This window comes from Marinobacterium iners DSM 11526 (genome assembly GCF_900107855.1).
GTDB classification, from domain to species: Bacteria; Pseudomonadota; Gammaproteobacteria; order Pseudomonadales; family Balneatricaceae; genus Marinobacterium; species Marinobacterium iners.
The window spans coordinates 236,638-252,404 of the sequence record NZ_FNRJ01000003.1 but is presented as its reverse complement, the minus strand read 5'-3'; the positions used below and the strand labels follow the sequence as shown (position 1 = coordinate 252,404).

General features: G+C 54.3%; 18 protein-coding genes and 2 tRNA genes. 16 read left to right on the top strand and 4 right to left on the bottom strand.

Going from position 1 to position 15,767, the window contains the following annotated elements:
- Positions 1-108 precede the first annotated feature (108 nt).
- The 12 genes from BLV48_RS05870 to nadA all read left to right on the top strand — a co-directional run bounded on the left by BLV48_RS05870 (position 109) and on the right by nadA (position 7,856).
- Positions 109-465, top strand: a complete 357-nt coding sequence (locus BLV48_RS05870) for a TraR/DksA family transcriptional regulator (RefSeq protein WP_175527596.1) — start codon at positions 109-111, stop codon at positions 463-465.
- Positions 466-538: 73 nt separating this feature from the next.
- Positions 539-970 (top strand): tol-pal system-associated acyl-CoA thioesterase, encoded by a 432-nt coding sequence (gene ybgC / locus BLV48_RS05865; protein ID WP_091824484.1) that lies wholly within the window; start codon positions 539-541, stop codon positions 968-970.
- Complete coding sequence (tolQ, locus tag BLV48_RS05860) at positions 970-1,647, top strand: protein TolQ (RefSeq protein WP_091824481.1); 678 nt, start codon at positions 970-972, stop codon at positions 1,645-1,647. Before ybgC ends, tolQ begins: the two co-directional genes overlap by 1 nt.
- An 11-nt stretch (positions 1,648-1,658) precedes the next feature.
- Positions 1,659-2,075, top strand: a complete 417-nt coding sequence (tolR, locus tag BLV48_RS05855; RefSeq protein WP_091824478.1) for a protein TolR — start codon at positions 1,659-1,661, stop codon at positions 2,073-2,075.
- Between the two features lie 10 nt (positions 2,076-2,085).
- Positions 2,086-2,985 carry a cell envelope integrity protein TolA gene (gene tolA / locus BLV48_RS05850; protein ID WP_139253889.1) on the top strand — a complete coding sequence of 300 codons (900 nt, stop codon included), beginning with the start codon at positions 2,086-2,088 and terminating at the stop codon, positions 2,983-2,985.
- Positions 2,979-4,283: a Tol-Pal system beta propeller repeat protein TolB gene (gene tolB / locus BLV48_RS05845; RefSeq protein ID WP_302847871.1), complete on the top strand. Its 1,305-nt coding sequence runs from the start codon at positions 2,979-2,981 to the stop codon at positions 4,281-4,283. Before tolA ends, tolB begins: the two co-directional genes overlap by 7 nt.
- A gap of 69 nt (positions 4,284-4,352) precedes the next feature.
- Complete coding sequence (pal, locus tag BLV48_RS05840) at positions 4,353-4,883, top strand: peptidoglycan-associated lipoprotein Pal (protein WP_091824473.1); 531 nt, start codon at positions 4,353-4,355, stop codon at positions 4,881-4,883.
- Complete coding sequence (gene ybgF / locus BLV48_RS05835; RefSeq protein ID WP_091824470.1) at positions 4,883-5,698, top strand: tol-pal system protein YbgF; 816 nt, start codon at positions 4,883-4,885, stop codon at positions 5,696-5,698. The genes pal and ybgF overlap by 1 nt, the downstream gene beginning before the upstream one ends.
- Before the next feature lie 14 nt (positions 5,699-5,712).
- Entirely contained in the window at positions 5,713-6,393 is a 681-nt protein-coding gene (gene queC, locus BLV48_RS05830) for a 7-cyano-7-deazaguanine synthase QueC (protein WP_091824467.1), read from the top strand.
- A gap of 63 nt (positions 6,394-6,456) precedes the next feature.
- Positions 6,457-6,532 (top strand) — tRNA-Lys (locus BLV48_RS05825).
- Positions 6,533-6,569: 37 nt separating this feature from the next.
- Positions 6,570-6,645 (top strand) — tRNA-Lys (locus BLV48_RS05820).
- Positions 6,646-6,812: 167 nt separating this feature from the next.
- Positions 6,813-7,856, top strand: a complete 1,044-nt coding sequence (gene nadA / locus BLV48_RS05815; protein ID WP_139253888.1) for a quinolinate synthase NadA — start codon at positions 6,813-6,815, stop codon at positions 7,854-7,856.
- Positions 7,857-7,918: 62 nt separating this feature from the next.
- Here nadA and BLV48_RS05810 read toward each other — a convergent pair whose 3' ends face one another.
- Entirely contained in the window at positions 7,919-9,355 is a 1,437-nt protein-coding gene (locus BLV48_RS05810) for a M48 family metalloprotease (protein WP_091824462.1), read from the bottom strand.
- 100 nt (positions 9,356-9,455) lie between these two features.
- On the opposite strand from BLV48_RS05810, the gene BLV48_RS05805 reads away from it, so the two are divergent.
- Positions 9,456-9,701: a sulfurtransferase TusA family protein gene (locus BLV48_RS05805; RefSeq protein ID WP_091824460.1), complete on the top strand. Its 246-nt coding sequence runs from the start codon at positions 9,456-9,458 to the stop codon at positions 9,699-9,701.
- 9 nt (positions 9,702-9,710) lie between these two features.
- Complete coding sequence (locus BLV48_RS05800; RefSeq protein ID WP_091824457.1) at positions 9,711-10,796, top strand: AI-2E family transporter; 1,086 nt, start codon at positions 9,711-9,713, stop codon at positions 10,794-10,796.
- Between the two features lie 6 nt (positions 10,797-10,802).
- Here the strand turns inward: BLV48_RS05800 and BLV48_RS05795 are convergent, their stop codons facing one another.
- Positions 10,803-11,270, bottom strand: coding sequence for a peroxiredoxin (locus tag BLV48_RS05795; RefSeq protein WP_091824455.1), 468 nt, complete (start codon positions 11,268-11,270; stop codon positions 10,803-10,805).
- A 180-nt stretch (positions 11,271-11,450) separates the two neighbouring features.
- On the opposite strand from BLV48_RS05795, the gene dapA reads away from it, so the two are divergent.
- A complete protein-coding gene (dapA, locus tag BLV48_RS05790; RefSeq protein ID WP_091824453.1) occupies positions 11,451-12,326 on the top strand; it encodes a 4-hydroxy-tetrahydrodipicolinate synthase in 876 nt (291 codons plus the stop codon).
- An 11-nt stretch (positions 12,327-12,337) separates the two neighbouring features.
- Positions 12,338-13,738, top strand: a complete 1,401-nt coding sequence (gene bamC / locus BLV48_RS05785; RefSeq protein WP_091824450.1) for an outer membrane protein assembly factor BamC — start codon at positions 12,338-12,340, stop codon at positions 13,736-13,738.
- A 56-nt stretch (positions 13,739-13,794) separates the two neighbouring features.
- Here bamC and BLV48_RS05780 read toward each other — a convergent pair whose 3' ends face one another.
- Positions 13,795-14,415, bottom strand: coding sequence for a pseudouridine synthase (locus BLV48_RS05780; protein WP_354406264.1), 621 nt, complete (start codon positions 14,413-14,415; stop codon positions 13,795-13,797).
- Positions 14,412-15,764 carry a 23S rRNA (uracil(1939)-C(5))-methyltransferase RlmD gene (rlmD, locus tag BLV48_RS05775; protein WP_091824448.1) on the bottom strand — a complete coding sequence of 451 codons (1,353 nt, stop codon included), beginning with the start codon at positions 15,762-15,764 and terminating at the stop codon, positions 14,412-14,414. The genes BLV48_RS05780 and rlmD overlap by 4 nt, the downstream gene beginning before the upstream one ends.
- Positions 15,765-15,767 lie beyond the last annotated feature (3 nt).

Below are 15,767 nucleotides of genomic sequence, written 5' to 3'. Positions count from 1 at the left end.
TAGTTTATTGATGTGTTAAGTCTCTCAAACAACTGACTGATAAAGATCAAGTCGGCAATGTGCCTGTCCGTCTACGATGATGACAGTCCACTAGCGGAGATCATCATCATGTCGGCCGTACTGAATCATCATGAGCTGGAAGGCTTCTCTGAGGAGCTGCATGAGCTGCTTACGTCCATGCAGGAAGAGGTTCGTGATGAGTTGCATGATATCGAGCATGTGCGTCAGCTTCTCAGATCGATCCCTCCCGGACAGACCGAGCTGCAGGCTACACTTGAAGTCGCCAAGCGATTGGATTTGGAGCATCTGCGCCATCATCTTGATGTCATTGGGCGCTGCAACGAAGCACTGGAGCGTATCAATCGAGGTCGCTACGGCAGCTGCTGTCGCTGTGGCGAAACAATCGAGCTGAACCGTCTCAGGGCTGATCCACTCACGGAGTGTTGCCTGACTTGTCAGGAGTAGCGTCTCCCCCCTTGTATTAAAATCTGCGGCTGCTATTGTTGTGTGCCATCTGCAACCTGATCAGGTCGACGGCATGCCGTTTCAGTGGCCGCTACGTGTCTACATCGAAGATACCGATCTCGGTGGTATTGTCTACTACGTTAATTACCTGAAGTTCATGGAGCGTGCGCGCACTGAGCTGCTGCGACAATGTGGTGGCTCTCAGCAGGCGCTGATGGCTGACGATATCATTTTTGTCGTAACGCGAACCGAGTGTCGCTACTTGTCCCCTGCACGTCTGGATGATGAACTTCTGGTCGAAGTGAGTATCGAACGGGCGAGCAGGGTGAGGGTATCCTTTCAGCAGCGCATTGTTTGTCAGGCGGATAATCGTCTGCTGTGTGAGGCTGATGTGGATGTTGCCTGTGTGCGCGCTTCAGACATGAAGCCGACACGATGGCCTGATAACCTGCTTCAATCCATGAAAACTGTTACCAAGTCACTGCCTGCTGTCGAGGAGAAATAATGGAAGGCAAACTGCCAATCTGGAGTCTCGTTGAAAATGCGAGCCTCACCGTTCAATTCATTATGGTGCTGCTGTTCCTGGCCTCGTTTATTTCATGGGTGATGATTTTTCAGCGCCACCAGGTGCTGCGCAAGGCACGCCGCTCCATGCGTCAGTTTGAGGATCGCTTCTGGTCGGGAGTGGATCTGGCTCAGCTGTTCCGTGATGTGAACCAGTCTCCCAATACGATTTGTGGGGCGGAGAATATCTTTCGTGCGGGCCTGCAGGAATTTACTCGGCTGACTCAGAAGGCCAACCGTGAGCCGGATGTGGTGATGAACGGTGTTCAGCGCGCCATGCGTGTTGCCATGGCGCGTGAAGAAGAAAAACTGGAACGCCATTTGCCGTTTTTGGCCACCGTGGGTTCAACCGCTCCGTATATGGGGCTGTTCGGTACCGTTTGGGGGGTTATGAACGCCTTCCGTGGACTGGCAACCGTTCAACATGCCGCCATCTCGGTAGTGGCGCCGGGTATTGCTGAGGCTCTTATCACTACTGCGATCGGTCTGTTTGCCGCAATACCGGCGGTGGTGGCCTATAACCGTTTTGCCTCCCAAGCCGAGTCTCTGTTGAGTAACTATGAAACCTTTGCCGATGAGTTTTCCAGCATTCTCTACCGGCGTGTGCACTCCGTCTGAGGTTTTAATCTATGGATTGGCGTCCACGCAAGCAACGCAAAATCAACGCGGAAATCAATGTTGTCCCTTATATTGAGGTGATGACCGTACTACTGGTCATTTTCATGCTGACTTCGCCAATGTTGACTCAAGGGGTAGATGTGAATCTGCCTCAGGCCGGTGCCGAGCCAGTGGAAACGGAAGACGAAGAGCCTCTGGTGCTGACGGTTGATCGTGAAGGACAGTATTACATCAACGTGGGAGGTGATGACCGGGTCCCAATTAGCCGTGAGGAGGTGGCCAGCCGTGTCGGAAAAGTGCTGGCCAGCGCGCCACGAAAACTGTTGCTGGTAAGAGGTGACCGGGACGCAAGCTATGATCAGGTAGTGCAACTGATGGTATTGCTGCAGCAGGAAGGTGCAACCAGTGTTGGCCTGGTGACGGAATAGCGCGGTGGAGATGCGAAGCTATATTTTGCCCTTTATGCTGGCTTTTGTTGTGCATGCGGCAGCATTTTCACTGATCAGCATGAACTGGGATCGGCCGGCTGAGCCGGTACGTTCAGCTCCCCGTCATATCCAGGCGGAGATGATAGACCTCAAGGCTCTGGCTCAGCAGCAGGCTGCACAGGAGCAGATTGCTCGCCAGCAGGCTGAGCAAAAGCGCAACGCGGAAGAGGCCCGTCAGCGTCGCGAACGTGAGGCGGTTGAACAGCGCCAGCAAGAACTTGCACGTAAGCAGGCAGAAGCCGACGCACGTAAGCGTGCGGAGCAGCAGGCCGAACAGAAGCGACAGCAAGAGCAGGCGCGACAAAAAGCGGAAGAACAAAAGCGTCAGGCTGAACTCGCTGCTCGCAAGAAAGCGGAGGCAGAAGCGGCGAAACGCAAGGCGCAGGAACAGGCTAAGCGTGAAGCCGAAGAGGCCAAGCGCAAGGCCGAAGCAACTGCCAGAGCTGAAGCAGAGCGCCGCAAGCAGCAGCAACAGGCGGAGGCAGATCTGCAGCGCAAGCTGGCAGCCGAGCGCGCGGAAGCACAGGCTCGCGCTGAGCAGGCTTCTCAGGCAGTAATTGGAGATATACAGTCCTACATTCAGGCTGTATTGCAGGACAGCTGGCGTATTCCGTCAACCGCTCGCAACGGAATGGAAGCAGTAGTGGCGATACACTTTCTGCCAAGCGGAGAGGTGGATCAGGCCTATATTCATACCAGCAGTGGCAATGCACAGTTCGACAGCTCTGCGGTGCAGGCCGTGCTGAGAGCACACAGCTTTCCGAGGGTTGCGGATGTCGATCCACTGCTGTTTGAGCGTCGATTACGTAAACTTTTAGTCAAATTCAGGCCGGAGGGGCTGAGGTGGTAAGGATCAAGCAACTGTTTGCAGCGTTTACATTGCTGCTCGTCGCGCAGCTGGTGCAAGCTGAGCTCATGGTAGAGGTAACTCAGGGGGTTGAGGCGCCGACTTCCATTGCTGTTGTGCCGTTTGGGAATAATACTGGCTCAGCGCTGGCGGAAGATGTGGCACAAGTGATCGGTCAAAATCTGGAGCGCAGTGGCTTCTTCAGTGCCATGCCGCGTGACAATATGCTGAGCTTTCCGACTCGCCGTGATGATGTGTACTTCAGAGATTGGCGCGTGTCCAAAATGGATTATGTAGTGATCGGGCGTATTGACTCAGTGGGTGACCAGCTCAGCTTGCGTTTTGAGTTGTACGATGTGCTGCGTGAGCAGCAGGTGCTGGCTGAACAGGTCAGTGCAACCGCCTCAAGCTTGCGGGATGCCGCCCACTATATGGCAGACAGGATTTTTGAGCAGCTTACAGGCCTTAAAGGCGCCTTTGCGACTAAGGTGGTGTACGTCACGGCGGAGCAGTTGGGTGATCAGAAGCAGCGTTATCGCCTGCAGCTGGCGGACTGGGATGGCGCTCGAGCGCAAACCATACTGGAGTCTGCCCAGCCAATCATGTCACCGGCATGGTCAATGGATGGCAGCAAGCTGGCATATGTGTCCTTTGAAACAGGGCGTCCTGCCATTTACGTACAATATCTTGCAACCGGCAAACGCGAGCGCATTCAGTCCTTCCCGGGTCTGAATGGTGCACCCGCCTGGTCGCCGGATGGTAACCGTTTGGCGCTGGTGTTGTCGCGTGATGGCAACCCGGAAATCTATCTTCTGGACCTGCGCAGTCGCCAGCTGCAGCGTCTGACTCAGCATTACGGTATTGATACCGAACCGGCATGGTCTCCAGATGGGCGCTCGTTGATTTTTACCTCTGATCGGGGCGGTCAGCCACAGATCTACCGCCTGGGGCTTGAGGATCGCAAGCTGGAGAGGCTCACATTTGACGGTAACTACAATGCCAGGGGGCGCCTGACTCAGGATGGGCGATTCCTGACCATGGTTCATCGCAGCAGTGGCGGTGGCAATGGCTTTAATATAGCGGTACAGGATTTGAAAACGGGGCGACTGGATATACTCACTCGCTCCGGCATGGCCGAATCACCCAGTATCGCGCCGAACGGCAGTGTGGTCATTTATGCCACACAGGAAGGTACGCGCGGAGTGCTGGCGGCCGCATCACTGGATGGTCGGGTTCAATTCAGAATGCCGGTTGACAGGGGTGATGTACGAGAACCTGCCTGGTCACCCTACTTGCAGTAGGTCGGCGCGGCAGCAAACTGCAACACAATGGCAATACACTCATTTAAACAGTCAAATCGAGGATTTATCATGCGGGTAGTCAATCTGAGCAAAGCGGTTGCCCTGACGGCAGCCATGGTGTGGGCTGCAGGCTGTAGCACCACCAGTACTTCTACTGACGCGGGTGGTGCGGCAGGTGATGGTACTTCTGCTTCTGGTGCCAATACTTATGGCACCTCAGGTAGTCGTGTCAGCGGTGCCATTGTGACAGCCGAAGATCTGCAGCAGCTGCGCACCGTGTTCTATTTCGACTTCGACCAGGCCGTAGTGCGTCAGGAAGGATTCTCTGATCTTGAAGCTCATGCCCGCTATCTGTCCCAGAACCCTTCGGCATCCGTACGCCTGGAAGGTCATGCTGATGAGCGCGGTACCCGTGAATACAACATGGCATTGGGTGAGCGTCGTGCGAAGGCCGTTGAGCGTCTGCTGGTTGTGAATGGTGCAGGCAATTCACAGGTAGAAAGCATCAGCTTTGGTGAAGAAAAACCGGCTGTTGTCGGTCACTCCGCTGACGCTTGGGGCAAAAACCGTCGTGTTGAACTGATTTACCAGAGCAAGTGATGAAAAGTGCCGCAACAGCCAAGGCTACCATCCTGCTGGTGCTGGCGTCATCCTGGTCGTATGCGGCCCCGGTGCCGGTGATAGAAATCACCGAGACACCGGTGGTTCCACGTACAGGAGGAACGCAGCCATTACAGGTGCAGAGTGCGGCTGGCTATTCGGTCCAGAATGAGCTGCTGTTCAGTCTGCAGCAACTTCAGGATGAAGTCAGGATGCTGCGCGGAGCGCTGGAAGAGCAGCAGCATAAGGTCGAACGGCTTGAGCAGCAGCAGCGTGAGCGTTACAGAGATATGGATCGTCGTATCAGCTTGCTGATGTCAGCGGTGCCGGATGACGCGCTGTTGGCAGCCCAAGGTAATCCAGAACAGCCTAAACAGGCAGCGGGTCTGCCCAATGTGACTGATAATGCTGAATTGAATGCCTCTGTAGAAGGTGTTGCTGCTGGTGATGCGGCAGCCTACGACAAGGCCTACAGTCATGTGCGTCAGCGTGAGTTTGATCAGGCGGAAAAGTCGTTTGAGCTGTTTTTGAACGACTATCCGAACAGTTCGCTTGTGCCCAATGCCTGGTACTGGCTCGGCGAAGTAAAGCTGGCTCAGGGTAAGGTTGAAGCGGCAACGAGCGCCTTCAATCAGGTGGTTACGGGCTATCCGGGTCACGCCAAGGCTGCCGATGCGCTCTATAAGCTGGGTGTGTTGTCTGAGCGTGGTGGTGATGGTGCTGCGGCCAGAGCGTTGATGAAGCGGGTGCAGGATGAGTATCCGCAAACGTCTGCGGCTGGTCTGGCTCGAAGTTTCCTCTCCAATCAACAGTGACTGGCTCAATCGAAATGAAACAAAGTGAAAAACGTGCAGTTGTACTGCTTTCGGGTGGTCTTGATTCGGCAACTGCATTGGCGATGGCCATGGAACAGGGCTATAGCTGTCATGTGCTCAGCTTCGACTATGGTCAGCGTTCTGTGACCGAGTTGAATGCGGCACGCGCGATTGCAGCCCAGGCTGGTGTCAGTGAACACAGAGTGTTGCGATTGCATCTGGAGGATTTTGGCGGCTCGGCACTGACCGATACCAGTATCGATGTACCCGAAGATCAGGCTGAAGGCGTTCCGGTTACTTATGTTCCTGCACGCAACACGGTTTTTTTGTCTCTGGCGCTTGGGTGGGCAGAGGTGCTGGATGCCGATGCCATCTTTATCGGTGTAAATGCAGTCGATTATTCCGGCTACCCTGATTGTCGCCCGGAGTTTATAGAAGCGTTTGAGCGCATGGCCAACCTGGCGACGCGACGTGGCATCAATGGCGACCCCGTACATATCGAAACACCACTGATGCATCTCACCAAGGCGGACATTATCCGCCGCGGCACTGCGTTGGGTATTGATTATGCGCTCACAGTTTCATGCTATCAGGCCGATATGGAAGGGCGTGCCTGTGGTCGGTGTGATAGCTGCCGTCTGCGTGCCAAGGGGTTTGAGGATGCAGGTGTTGTGGATCCGACCCGTTATGTTTGAATAAAATTCCGCTCAAGGGTTGCCTTTCACGCCTCGGCAGGTAAAATGCGCAGCCCATCGGGAGGGTCGTTAGCTCAGTTGGTAGAGCAGTTGGCTTTTAACCAATTGGTCATAGGTTCGAGTCCTATACGACCCACCATCCCTTCTTCACTGTATGCTTTTGGGCATCAGTCTTTGGGTCGTTAGCTCAGTTGGTAGAGCAGTTGGCTTTTAACCAATTGGTCATAGGTTCGAGTCCTATACGACCCACCATTTTATCCGGCCTTTTTCATTTGATACAGCTGATACTCAAGTCTGATGCTTTTGTGCCTGGTCGTTGTGTCAGTGCTTCACTTACTGCAGTGCAACTATGGTATAATCGGCGCCCCAAGATTTTGCCGTCCAAGGCATCCAACCAGCGTGATGATAAGAATCTGACTATGTTGAGCAAGCAGGACATCGACGATCGCATTCTGGTGCAGGAGCATTTTGCTCAGGAGCACCTGCCGCAGCAGATGGGATCTGCCGAGATTGAGCAGTACAAGAGCAGGATCCGTCAGCTCCTGAAAGAAAAGGATGCCTGTCTGGTGGCACATTATTATACCGATGACCTGATTCAGCAGCTTGCAGATGAAACCGGTGGCTGTGTCTCCGACTCTCTGGAGATGGCGCGCTTTGGCTCACGCCACCCGGCCTCAACTCTGATTGTGGCTGGTGTGCGTTTCATGGGTGAAACGGCCAAAATCCTGAACCCGGAAAAACGCATTTTGATGCCGACGCTTGAAGCAACCTGCTCTCTGGATATAGGCTGTCCTGCCGATGAGTTTTCGGCGTTCTGTGATCAGTATCCCGATCATGAAGTGGTCGTTTATGCCAACACCTCTGCAGCCGTTAAGGCGCGCGCTGACTGGGTGGTGACCTCGAGTATTGCGCTTAAGGTAGTGGAATATCTGGCCGATCAGGGCAAGAAAATCATTTGGGCGCCGGATAAGCATCTGGGTGAATACGTCCGTAAGGAAACCGGTGCCGAGATGATTCTTTGGGATGGCAGCTGCATTGTCCATGAAGAGTTCAAGGCAAAGGGGATTCTGGATCTGAAGCGGGTCTACCCGGATGCGGCGGTGCTGGTTCATCCCGAGTCACCGGACGCTGTGGTCCAGATTGCTGATGCCGTTGGCTCTACCAGTCAGTTGATCAAGGCGGCGCACGACCTGCCAAATGAAACTTTCATCGTTGCAACTGATCGAGGCATTTTCTACAAGATGCAACAGGCTGCTCCCGGCAAGCGCTTCCTTGAAGCTCCTACAGGTGGCTCAGGCGCAACCTGCCGCAGCTGTGCGCACTGCCCCTGGATGGCGATGAACGGACTGGATAATATCGTTGCCGCTCTGGAGCATGGTGTCGATGAAATCCACGTTGATGCGGAGCTCGCGCGCCGAGCGCTAAAGCCGCTGCAGCGGATGCTGGATTTTTCAGCCAGCTGATATCACGTTTCAGGAGGCGCTGCTTATCAAATGAGCAGCGCCTCCTGATCTCAAGTCTGCTTTTAAAACTGTTCCTTCATTTCCTGCCGCAGCGCTTTTGCTTCCTGCTCGCGTTGCTCCAATCTGGCCCTGTCTGAGTCGGTCAGATCCTTTTCCCGTGCGGCGTACTCAAGCTGTTTCAGTGCCAGATCAAACTGTGCCGTCAGCAGGAAATACTCTATTCGTGCTTCATGTACGGCAAGAATATTACCGGCAAGCCCTTCCGCTTCAGCCAGTTCAAACCAGATCAGCGTGTCGGTTGGGTAGTCACGAGTCAGTTGCTTGTAGATGCGTATGGCCTGCTGTAATTGGCCTGTCTCACGAAGTGCTCGTGCATGCAGGGTACGTACCGGGCGGCTGTCGGGGTAAAGTGCAATCAACTCCCTGGAAATCTCCAACGCACTGGCTGAATCGGCCGCTGCCAAAAAACGCTCAACTCGGCTCAACAGCAGCCATGGGTGTCGACGTGCAGAGGCGTCCAGTGTGTTCCAGGTTTTATCGGCAAGAGCAAAGTCGGCAGCCGCAATGGCGGCCAACATCAGACCATAACGATTATGCAGCTGGTCAGAATCTTGAGTTGCAGCGCGGAAAGTGGCAAGTGCCTTCTGCGGGGATTCGCTGTGATGAACCTGCATGCGGGCACGAATTAAATTGAAGTCGCTGTTGTCGGCATGTGACTGTACTTCCGGTAACTGGCTTGCACGGTTGAGCGAGTCGGCTATGCGTGACTCAGTCACGGGGTGTGTCAGCAAAAATTCGGGCGGACGCTGCCCATAGAAGCGATAGTTGCGCTGCAGGCGCGAAAACATCTGTGGCATGGTGTGTGGGTCGATGCCGGCCTCGACCAGCGTCTGCATGCCAACACGGTCCGCTTCCTGCTCATTGCGACGACTGAATGCCAACTGCCCCTGTGCATTGGCGCCCATGGTTGAAGACAGGACGGCCATACCGCCTTGGGTATCGGCTGCCGCTACCAGAATACTGGCAAGCAGGCCTGCCAGCATCAGCGGGCGGTTGCGTCGCTCCTCCTCAAGCCTCTGAGCATAATGGCGCTGACTCAGGTGGGCCAACTCGTGTGCAATCACCGAAGCCAGTTCGCCTTCGGTTTCAGCAGCCAGCAGCAGTCCGCTGTGGATGCCAATGATGCCGCCGGGAACGGCAAAGGCGTTAAAGGTTGGGTTATCAAGCAAAAACAGTTCAAGCCGGCGATCCTGCACCTGACTTTTCGGTAGCAAGCGCCACAACAGGTCTTCAAGGTACTGATAGCTGATCGGGTCGTCCAGCAGTGGAGCCTGAGCACGAAGAATGCGCGCCCAGTTGCGGCCCAAGCGGTATTCGGCGTCCAGGCTGACGGTTGCGGAGCTGGCATCATTCAATACCGGTAAATCGGTACTGGCAGTGCCGGTAGCGGGCAGGAGGGCGGTGGAAAAGCAGGTTGCTGCCACCAATAGTGTTTGCATCAGTCTTCGCATCATTCTACCGCTGTCAGAATTATCTTGCCGGATATTATGGTATATAGTGCTTGCCACCCAAGGCCAGTGATTTACGGGAGTTTTCTGCATGTCATCGCCGCCATTTGATCACGAACTGGATACCAGTGGCCTCAGTTGCCCCATGCCGCTGCTCAAGGCCAAGCTTGCCTTGCATCAGCTTGAGCCGGGGCAGGTTTTGAAAGTGATTGCCACTGATGCTGGTTCGCTGCGGGATTTTCCTGCCTATGCTCGGGTTTCTGACCATGAGTTACTGCAGACGTTCAGCGATGAGCAGTGTTATATCTATTGGATCCGGCGTGGAGCCGGCACCTGAGGAGTATCAATGCGCAAGATTTTCAGTAAATGGATAGATCGATACTTTTCCGATGAAGAGGCTTTGTTCCTGTTCCTGCTTCTCGCAGGCGGGCTGCTTGTTATTTTGTTTCTGGGACAGCCACTGGCCCCGGTGATTGCGAGTGTTATCCTGGCGTTTCTGATGCAGGGGGTGGTTGACTGGCTGCAACGGCGTGGAGTTGCTCACCTGCTTGCCGTCAGCGCGGTATTTGTGCTGTTTATCGGGTTTCTCAGTGCTTTTCTGGTTTTCGTGCTGCCGATCATCTGGCAGCAGATGGTTAACCTGTTCAATGAAGCCCCACGTATGGTCAGCGAGGTGCAGAACCTGCTTCTGGTCTTGCCAGAACGCTATCCAGAACTGATTTCCGAAACCCAGGTCAGGGAAATTATTTCGGCTGCCGCCACTGAGCTGAGCCGGCTGGGCCAATGGGTACTGACCTTTTCGCTTAATTCGATCACCAGTATCATAACCCTTTTGATCTATCTGATTCTGGTGCCGATACTGGTATTTTTCTTTTTGAAGGATGGTCGAAAGTTGATTTCTGGCTGGACTGCTTTTCTGCCTGAAAAGCGTCAAATGATGACCCGTGTATGGCATGAGATGGATGTGCAGATTGCCAATTATGTGCGGGGCAAATCGATCGAAATCTTGATTGTGGGTGGGGTGAGCTACATTACCTTTGCGCTGTTCGGCCTCAACTACGCGGCTCTTCTGGCTCTGCTGGTCGGCTTCTCGGTTGTGATTCCCTATATAGGGGCAACGCTGGCAACGCTGCCGGTATTTCTGATTGGCCTTTTCCAGTGGGGCTGGGGCAATGATTTGATGTATCTGATGATTGCCTATGCCGTCATTCAGGCGTTGGATGGCAATGTGTTGGTGCCGTTGCTTTTCTCGGAGGCGGTTAACCTGCATCCCGTCTCGATTATTGTGGCGGTGCTGATTTTTGGCAGCCTGTGGGGGTTTTGGGGTATTTTCTTTGCTATCCCGTTGGCAACGCTGGTCAAGGCGATTGTAAACGCTTGGCCAAGAGTGGCAGAAGAGCTTGATGCCCCTGCCGAAGAGGGCAGAGGCTGAGTCGATTCAGAGTGCCTGCACAGCCTGCATTACTTCTGCTGCATGCCCTTTGACCTTAACCTTGCGCCATTCCTGGCGCAGTATCCCTTCCTTGTCGATCAGAAAGGTGCTGCGTTCAACCCCCAGTGATTCACGGCCATACATTTTCTTCAGCTTTATGACATCAAACAGCTGACACAGGGTTTCGTCCTTGTCGCTGATCAGCTCGAAGGGGAAGGACTGCTTAGCCTTGAAATTCTCGTGGCTTTTAATGCCATCACGGGATACGCCAAAGATTTCTGTATCCAGCGCCTGAAACGCTTCATACAGGTCACGAAAATCCTGACCTTCAGTGGTGCAACCCGGTGTACTGTCTTTTGGATAGAAATAGAGTACGACGTTTTTACCGCGCAGTGTGCTCAGTTTGACTTCGGTGTCACTGGTTGCGTTGGCGGTAAAATCGGGTACGGCTTGGTCGATAACCGGTGTTGTCATGTTGTTCTGTCCTCGAAAATGAAAAAGTCACCCTCACTACTACGCTAGCCGGGCATAATTCGTTTAGAATGATCGGTCTATTACGATAGCAAAAAAGTGCTGGCTGGTTGAGGCTGTTTGTCTGGACCGGTAGCATGAAGCGGCAACCTGAGAGTTCTCAAATTCAAGATGGAGACAGAGATGATTCGCGGCAGTATTGTAGCGCTCGTGACCCCTATGACAGCCAATGGTGATATCGACTGGCCAGCGCTGGACAAAATCGTGGATTTTCATCTCGACAAGGGTACCGATGCCATCGTGGCAGTCGGTACCACAGGCGAGTCTCCTACGCTGGACTACGATGAGCACCTGGATGTGATCCGTGCGATCATCAATCGGGTCGGAGGCCGTATTCCGGTCATCGCTGGCACTGGTGCCAACTCCACTCAGGAAGCGATTGAGTTGACCGAGCGAGCTGCCAAAGCGGGTGCTGACGCCTGCTTGCTGGTAACCCCTTACTATAACAAGCCAACCCAGGAAGGCCTGTACCAGCACTTCAAGGCGATAGCCGAGGCCGTTGATATTCCCCAGATCCTTTATAATGTTCCGGGCCGCACAGCCTGCGACATGCTGCCGGATACCGTGCTGCGGTTGAGCCAGATCGATAATATCGTGGGTATAAAGGAAGCAACCGGTGATCTGGATCGCGCACGTGAATTGATCAACAAGGTGCCGACCGACTTTGCTGTCTACTCCGGTGACGATGCGACTGCAATCGAGCTGATCCTGATGGGTGGTCAGGGCAATATCTCCGTTACAGCCAACGTGGCGCCTACCGAAATGGCAGAGTTGTGTCGTTTCGGTCTGCAGGGTGATACGAAAGCGGCTCGTGAGCTGCAGGCGAAATTGATGCCGCTGCACAAGAATCTGTTCGTTGAGGCCAACCCGATTCCCGTCAAATGGGCCATGACTGAAATGAAACTGATCGACTCCGGTATCCGTTTGCCTTTGACGATTCTGTCTGAGCAGTATCACGAACTGGTCCGCAATTCCCTGCGTGAATCCGGCATCATTTGACAGGAATCGTCATGCATAATTTCCGAACCATTTGTTTTCCGGCAGGCCTGATTGCGCTGTTAGCGCTCTCAGGCTGCGGCATGGTCAAGAACAACCCTGTATATGGTGAAAACGGTGTGATCCGTGACCGCAGCCAGGATTACGAACTTGCCAGTGGCAATGAGCGTTTGCAGTTGCCGCCTCACCTGCGCGCCAAACAGTTGCAGGAACAACTGGTAGTACCTGATGTGGGTGTAACCGCAACCCGCAGTGACAGTGACTTCAGGGTGCCTCGCCCGGAGTTCTTTTACGCGGAGTCGGGCAGCGATTCGGTCAACTTCCGACGAGAAGACGGTGAGAAGTTGATTGTTGTGGATGAGCCGATTGCGGATGTATGGTTAAAGGCGCAGGACTTCTGGGCGTTCAACAACATTGACATCAGTCGTGCCGATCCTCGCCAGGGGGTAATGGAGACCGACTGGATTCGCTTGGATGGTCGCGAATACAACTTTGTTGACCGTTGGGTCAAACGGCTAACGTTGCAGAATATTGAAGGCCCAACCCAGAATAAGCTGCGCATGAGTCTGCGCCCCGATCCGGATGATTACGGTCGTACGGCTGTGCGGCTGAAGCATGTACAGTATCCGGATGGAGCCGATGTTGCCAATATCAACTGGGAACAGCAGGCACGTGATGTAGAGTACAAGTCGGACATGATGTTCGAGCTGCTGCGTTACCTGAGCAAGTCTACTGGACAGCAGACAGCCAACACCTACACGGCAATGCAACAGCAGCGTGCGCAGCGACCACTGCTCGGACGTGATTCCCGTGGCAACCCTGTATTGCGGATCAACTCTGACATTGACCAGGCATGGCAGCAAGTTAGTGATGCCCTGGATGGGGCCGAAGTGGATGTGGGTACTCGTGATCAGTCTGCAGGTCTGTTCTATCTTACCTACACCACGACTACCCCCTTTGATGATACCGAGAAGATGGGCTTTTTCGAATGGTTGCACTCTGACCGAGGCGATATCAAGCTAGACACCAGTGCGATCAGTGCAGCTTTGGGGGGCAGTGAGGAAGAAGGTGAGGACGGTATCAGTTACAGTTCGACCGGTGCGAGCCCCAGCAGTGATTCTGAAGACGAAGCACCTATGGACAATGACCTCTCCGATCCGAACAACCCCGCTAACCAGCAAGGTTATAAAATCTGGTTTGCCGGTAAGGTTGTCTATGTGTTCGGTAACGGTGACAGTGGAAACTACAATGCTGAAACCGGCAACTACGAGCATACCGGACGTTACCAGTTGCGACTCAACCGTACCCGGACCGGTGTATTCTTGTCGGTACTGAACGACCAGGGCCTGGAAGCTGCTCCGGTTGTGGCTGAAGAGATTCTCTGGACAGTGAAGGATCAGCTGCCACAGAACTGAGTAAGGTATGATTGCGGAAACAAAAATGGAGGCTTGTGCCTCCATTTTTTTTGTAATCAGAATGGGCAGTCAGAGTCGAATTCGAGCCAGTTCCCGCTTGCGGGATGGTTCAAGGCCAGATGCTCGGCATGCAGTAGCAGGCGAGGTGAGAGCATAACAATCTCATCAGGCGCATAAAATTCATCACCTAGGATAGGGTGACCCAAAGCCAGCATATGTACCCGCAGTTGGTGCGAGCGACCGGTATGTGGGAACAGCAGTACCCGGCTGCGATCACCGCAGCGTTCAATACACCGCCAGAGAGTGAGGGCGGCCTTGCCTTCAATCATGTCGACCATCTGCTTCGGGCGTCGCTCCCAGTCACAGCGCAGAGGCAGTTCAACCGTGCCTTCATTTTGCACGGGCTCGCCTGCGATTATCGCCTGATAACGCTTCTTCGGTATGCGTTCCTGAAACTGGATGCTCAGCGCTCTGTGGCTGTCTGCTGTCAGGGCCAGTACCATCAAACCTGATGTGGCCTGGTCCAGGCGGTGTACGATGCGCGCAGTCGGATGTTTCTGTTGTACACGATACCAAACGCAGTCTTGCTTGTCGGGACCGCGGCCCGGCACGGAAAGAATCCCTGCCGGCTTGCTCACAACCACCATCTGTTGATCCTGATAGAGGTATTCGATCACGGTGTACGCTCAAGCAGCAGCATGGATTCGACATGAGAGGTTTGGGGGAATATATCCATAATTCCAAACCGGGTGACGCGGTATCCTGCCTGCAGCAGCAGGGGCAGGTCCGCGACCAGTGCCGATGGGTTGCAGGATATATAGAGCACTTTGCGGGCACCATAGCCAGCCAGCTGCTGCACTGCCTCACGCGCTCCTGTGCGAGGTGGATCAAGCAGGATCAGGTCAAAGCCGCTGCGGTACCAAGGGGCGTGGACAAAGCTTTCACTCAGATTGGCGCGATAGAATTGAGCGTTATCGAGTCCGGCGCTGGCGGCATTACGCTGAGCCTGAGCAACCATGTCGGAAGATCCTTCAATACCAACCACCTGGGCGGCGTTCTGTGCCAGAGGCAGGGTGAAGTTGCCGAGCCCGCAGAACAGGTCCAATACACGCTCTTCGGGGCCGGGATCCATCCAGTCAACAGCCTGCCGGACCATCAGCCGGTTCAGGTCGGCATTAACCTGAATGAAGTCGCTGCTGCCAAACGCAAGTTCAAGCTCGAACTCCGGCAAACTGTAATGACAGGGGGCTGGGTCAGCTGGAATCGTGGCATCATTGAGCGCGACGATAAGCTGCAGTTGTAATGCATCAGCAATAGCCTGCAGGCGCTGCATTAATTCTGCCGAAGGTGAGCGAGTGGCACGAAAGCAAATGAATCCGCTTTGATCACCATGGCTGAGATCAATATGAGTCAGCTGACGAACATCAGTGGCGTCTGAAAGATGTTGTCGCACCACATCGAACACGGGTTGCAGGCGAGGCTCAAGTATCGGGCACTGGTCGATATTCAGCAGCTTGTTGCTGCCGCGGCGGCGAAACCCAACCAAAAGTTCACCATCACGCTGGCGCTGGTTCAGGCCGATGCGAGCCGCACGGCGATAGCCAAGCGGAGCAGCTGTAAGGGCCGGGAATAGCTGCTCTGGCTGTATATGTACACCGGCATAACGTTTGAGCTGGTCCAGTACCTGCTGCTGTTTGTGAAGTCGTTGCGCAACAATATCAAGATGCTGCAGATCACAACCACCACACTGATCGAAATGGGCGCAGGCGGGCTCACGGCGATCAAGGCTCGAGTGTGTAACCTGGAGCAGTTCTGCCTCGTCGTAGCGTTTGTGTATTTGTGTCAGACGAACCTGGACCTGCTCTCCAGGCAGTGCGCCTGCTATGAAAGTGGTCTTGCCGTTGTGGTTGGCAATGCCACGACCTTCATGGCTCAACCGATCCACCGTCAGCTCAAGTGGCGTATCACTCACGACGGCTTTTTTACTGCGCCGGGGAGCGCCAAACTGAATTCGTTTCCGACTCATGTC

Bases quoted from the DNA above. Each gene is read 5' to 3' on its own strand.
- BLV48_RS05870 (WP_175527596.1), top strand. From the start codon at position 109: ATGTCGGCCGTACTGAATCATCATGAGCTGGAAGGCTTCTCTGAGGAG.
- ybgC (WP_091824484.1), top strand. From the start codon at position 539: ATGCCGTTTCAGTGGCCGCTACGTGTCTACATCGAAGATACCGATCTC.
- tolQ (WP_091824481.1), top strand. From the start codon at position 970: ATGGAAGGCAAACTGCCAATCTGGAGTCTCGTTGAAAATGCGAGCCTC.
- tolR (WP_091824478.1), top strand. From the start codon at position 1,659: ATGGATTGGCGTCCACGCAAGCAACGCAAAATCAACGCGGAAATCAAT.
- tolA (WP_139253889.1), top strand. From the start codon at position 2,086: ATGCGAAGCTATATTTTGCCCTTTATGCTGGCTTTTGTTGTGCATGCG.
- pal (WP_091824473.1), top strand. From the start codon at position 4,353: ATGCGGGTAGTCAATCTGAGCAAAGCGGTTGCCCTGACGGCAGCCATG.
- ybgF (WP_091824470.1), top strand. From the start codon at position 4,883: ATGAAAAGTGCCGCAACAGCCAAGGCTACCATCCTGCTGGTGCTGGCG.
- queC (WP_091824467.1), top strand. From the start codon at position 5,713: ATGAAACAAAGTGAAAAACGTGCAGTTGTACTGCTTTCGGGTGGTCTT.
- nadA (WP_139253888.1), top strand. From the start codon at position 6,813: ATGTTGAGCAAGCAGGACATCGACGATCGCATTCTGGTGCAGGAGCAT.
- BLV48_RS05810 (WP_091824462.1), bottom strand. From the start codon at position 9,355: ATGCAAACACTATTGGTGGCAGCAACCTGCTTTTCCACCGCCCTCCTG.
- BLV48_RS05805 (WP_091824460.1), top strand. From the start codon at position 9,456: ATGTCATCGCCGCCATTTGATCACGAACTGGATACCAGTGGCCTCAGT.
- BLV48_RS05800 (WP_091824457.1), top strand. From the start codon at position 9,711: ATGCGCAAGATTTTCAGTAAATGGATAGATCGATACTTTTCCGATGAA.
- BLV48_RS05795 (WP_091824455.1), bottom strand. From the start codon at position 11,270: ATGACAACACCGGTTATCGACCAAGCCGTACCCGATTTTACCGCCAAC.
- dapA (WP_091824453.1), top strand. From the start codon at position 11,451: ATGATTCGCGGCAGTATTGTAGCGCTCGTGACCCCTATGACAGCCAAT.
- bamC (WP_091824450.1), top strand. From the start codon at position 12,338: ATGCATAATTTCCGAACCATTTGTTTTCCGGCAGGCCTGATTGCGCTG.
- rlmD (WP_091824448.1), bottom strand. From the start codon at position 15,764: ATGAGTCGGAAACGAATTCAGTTTGGCGCTCCCCGGCGCAGTAAAAAA.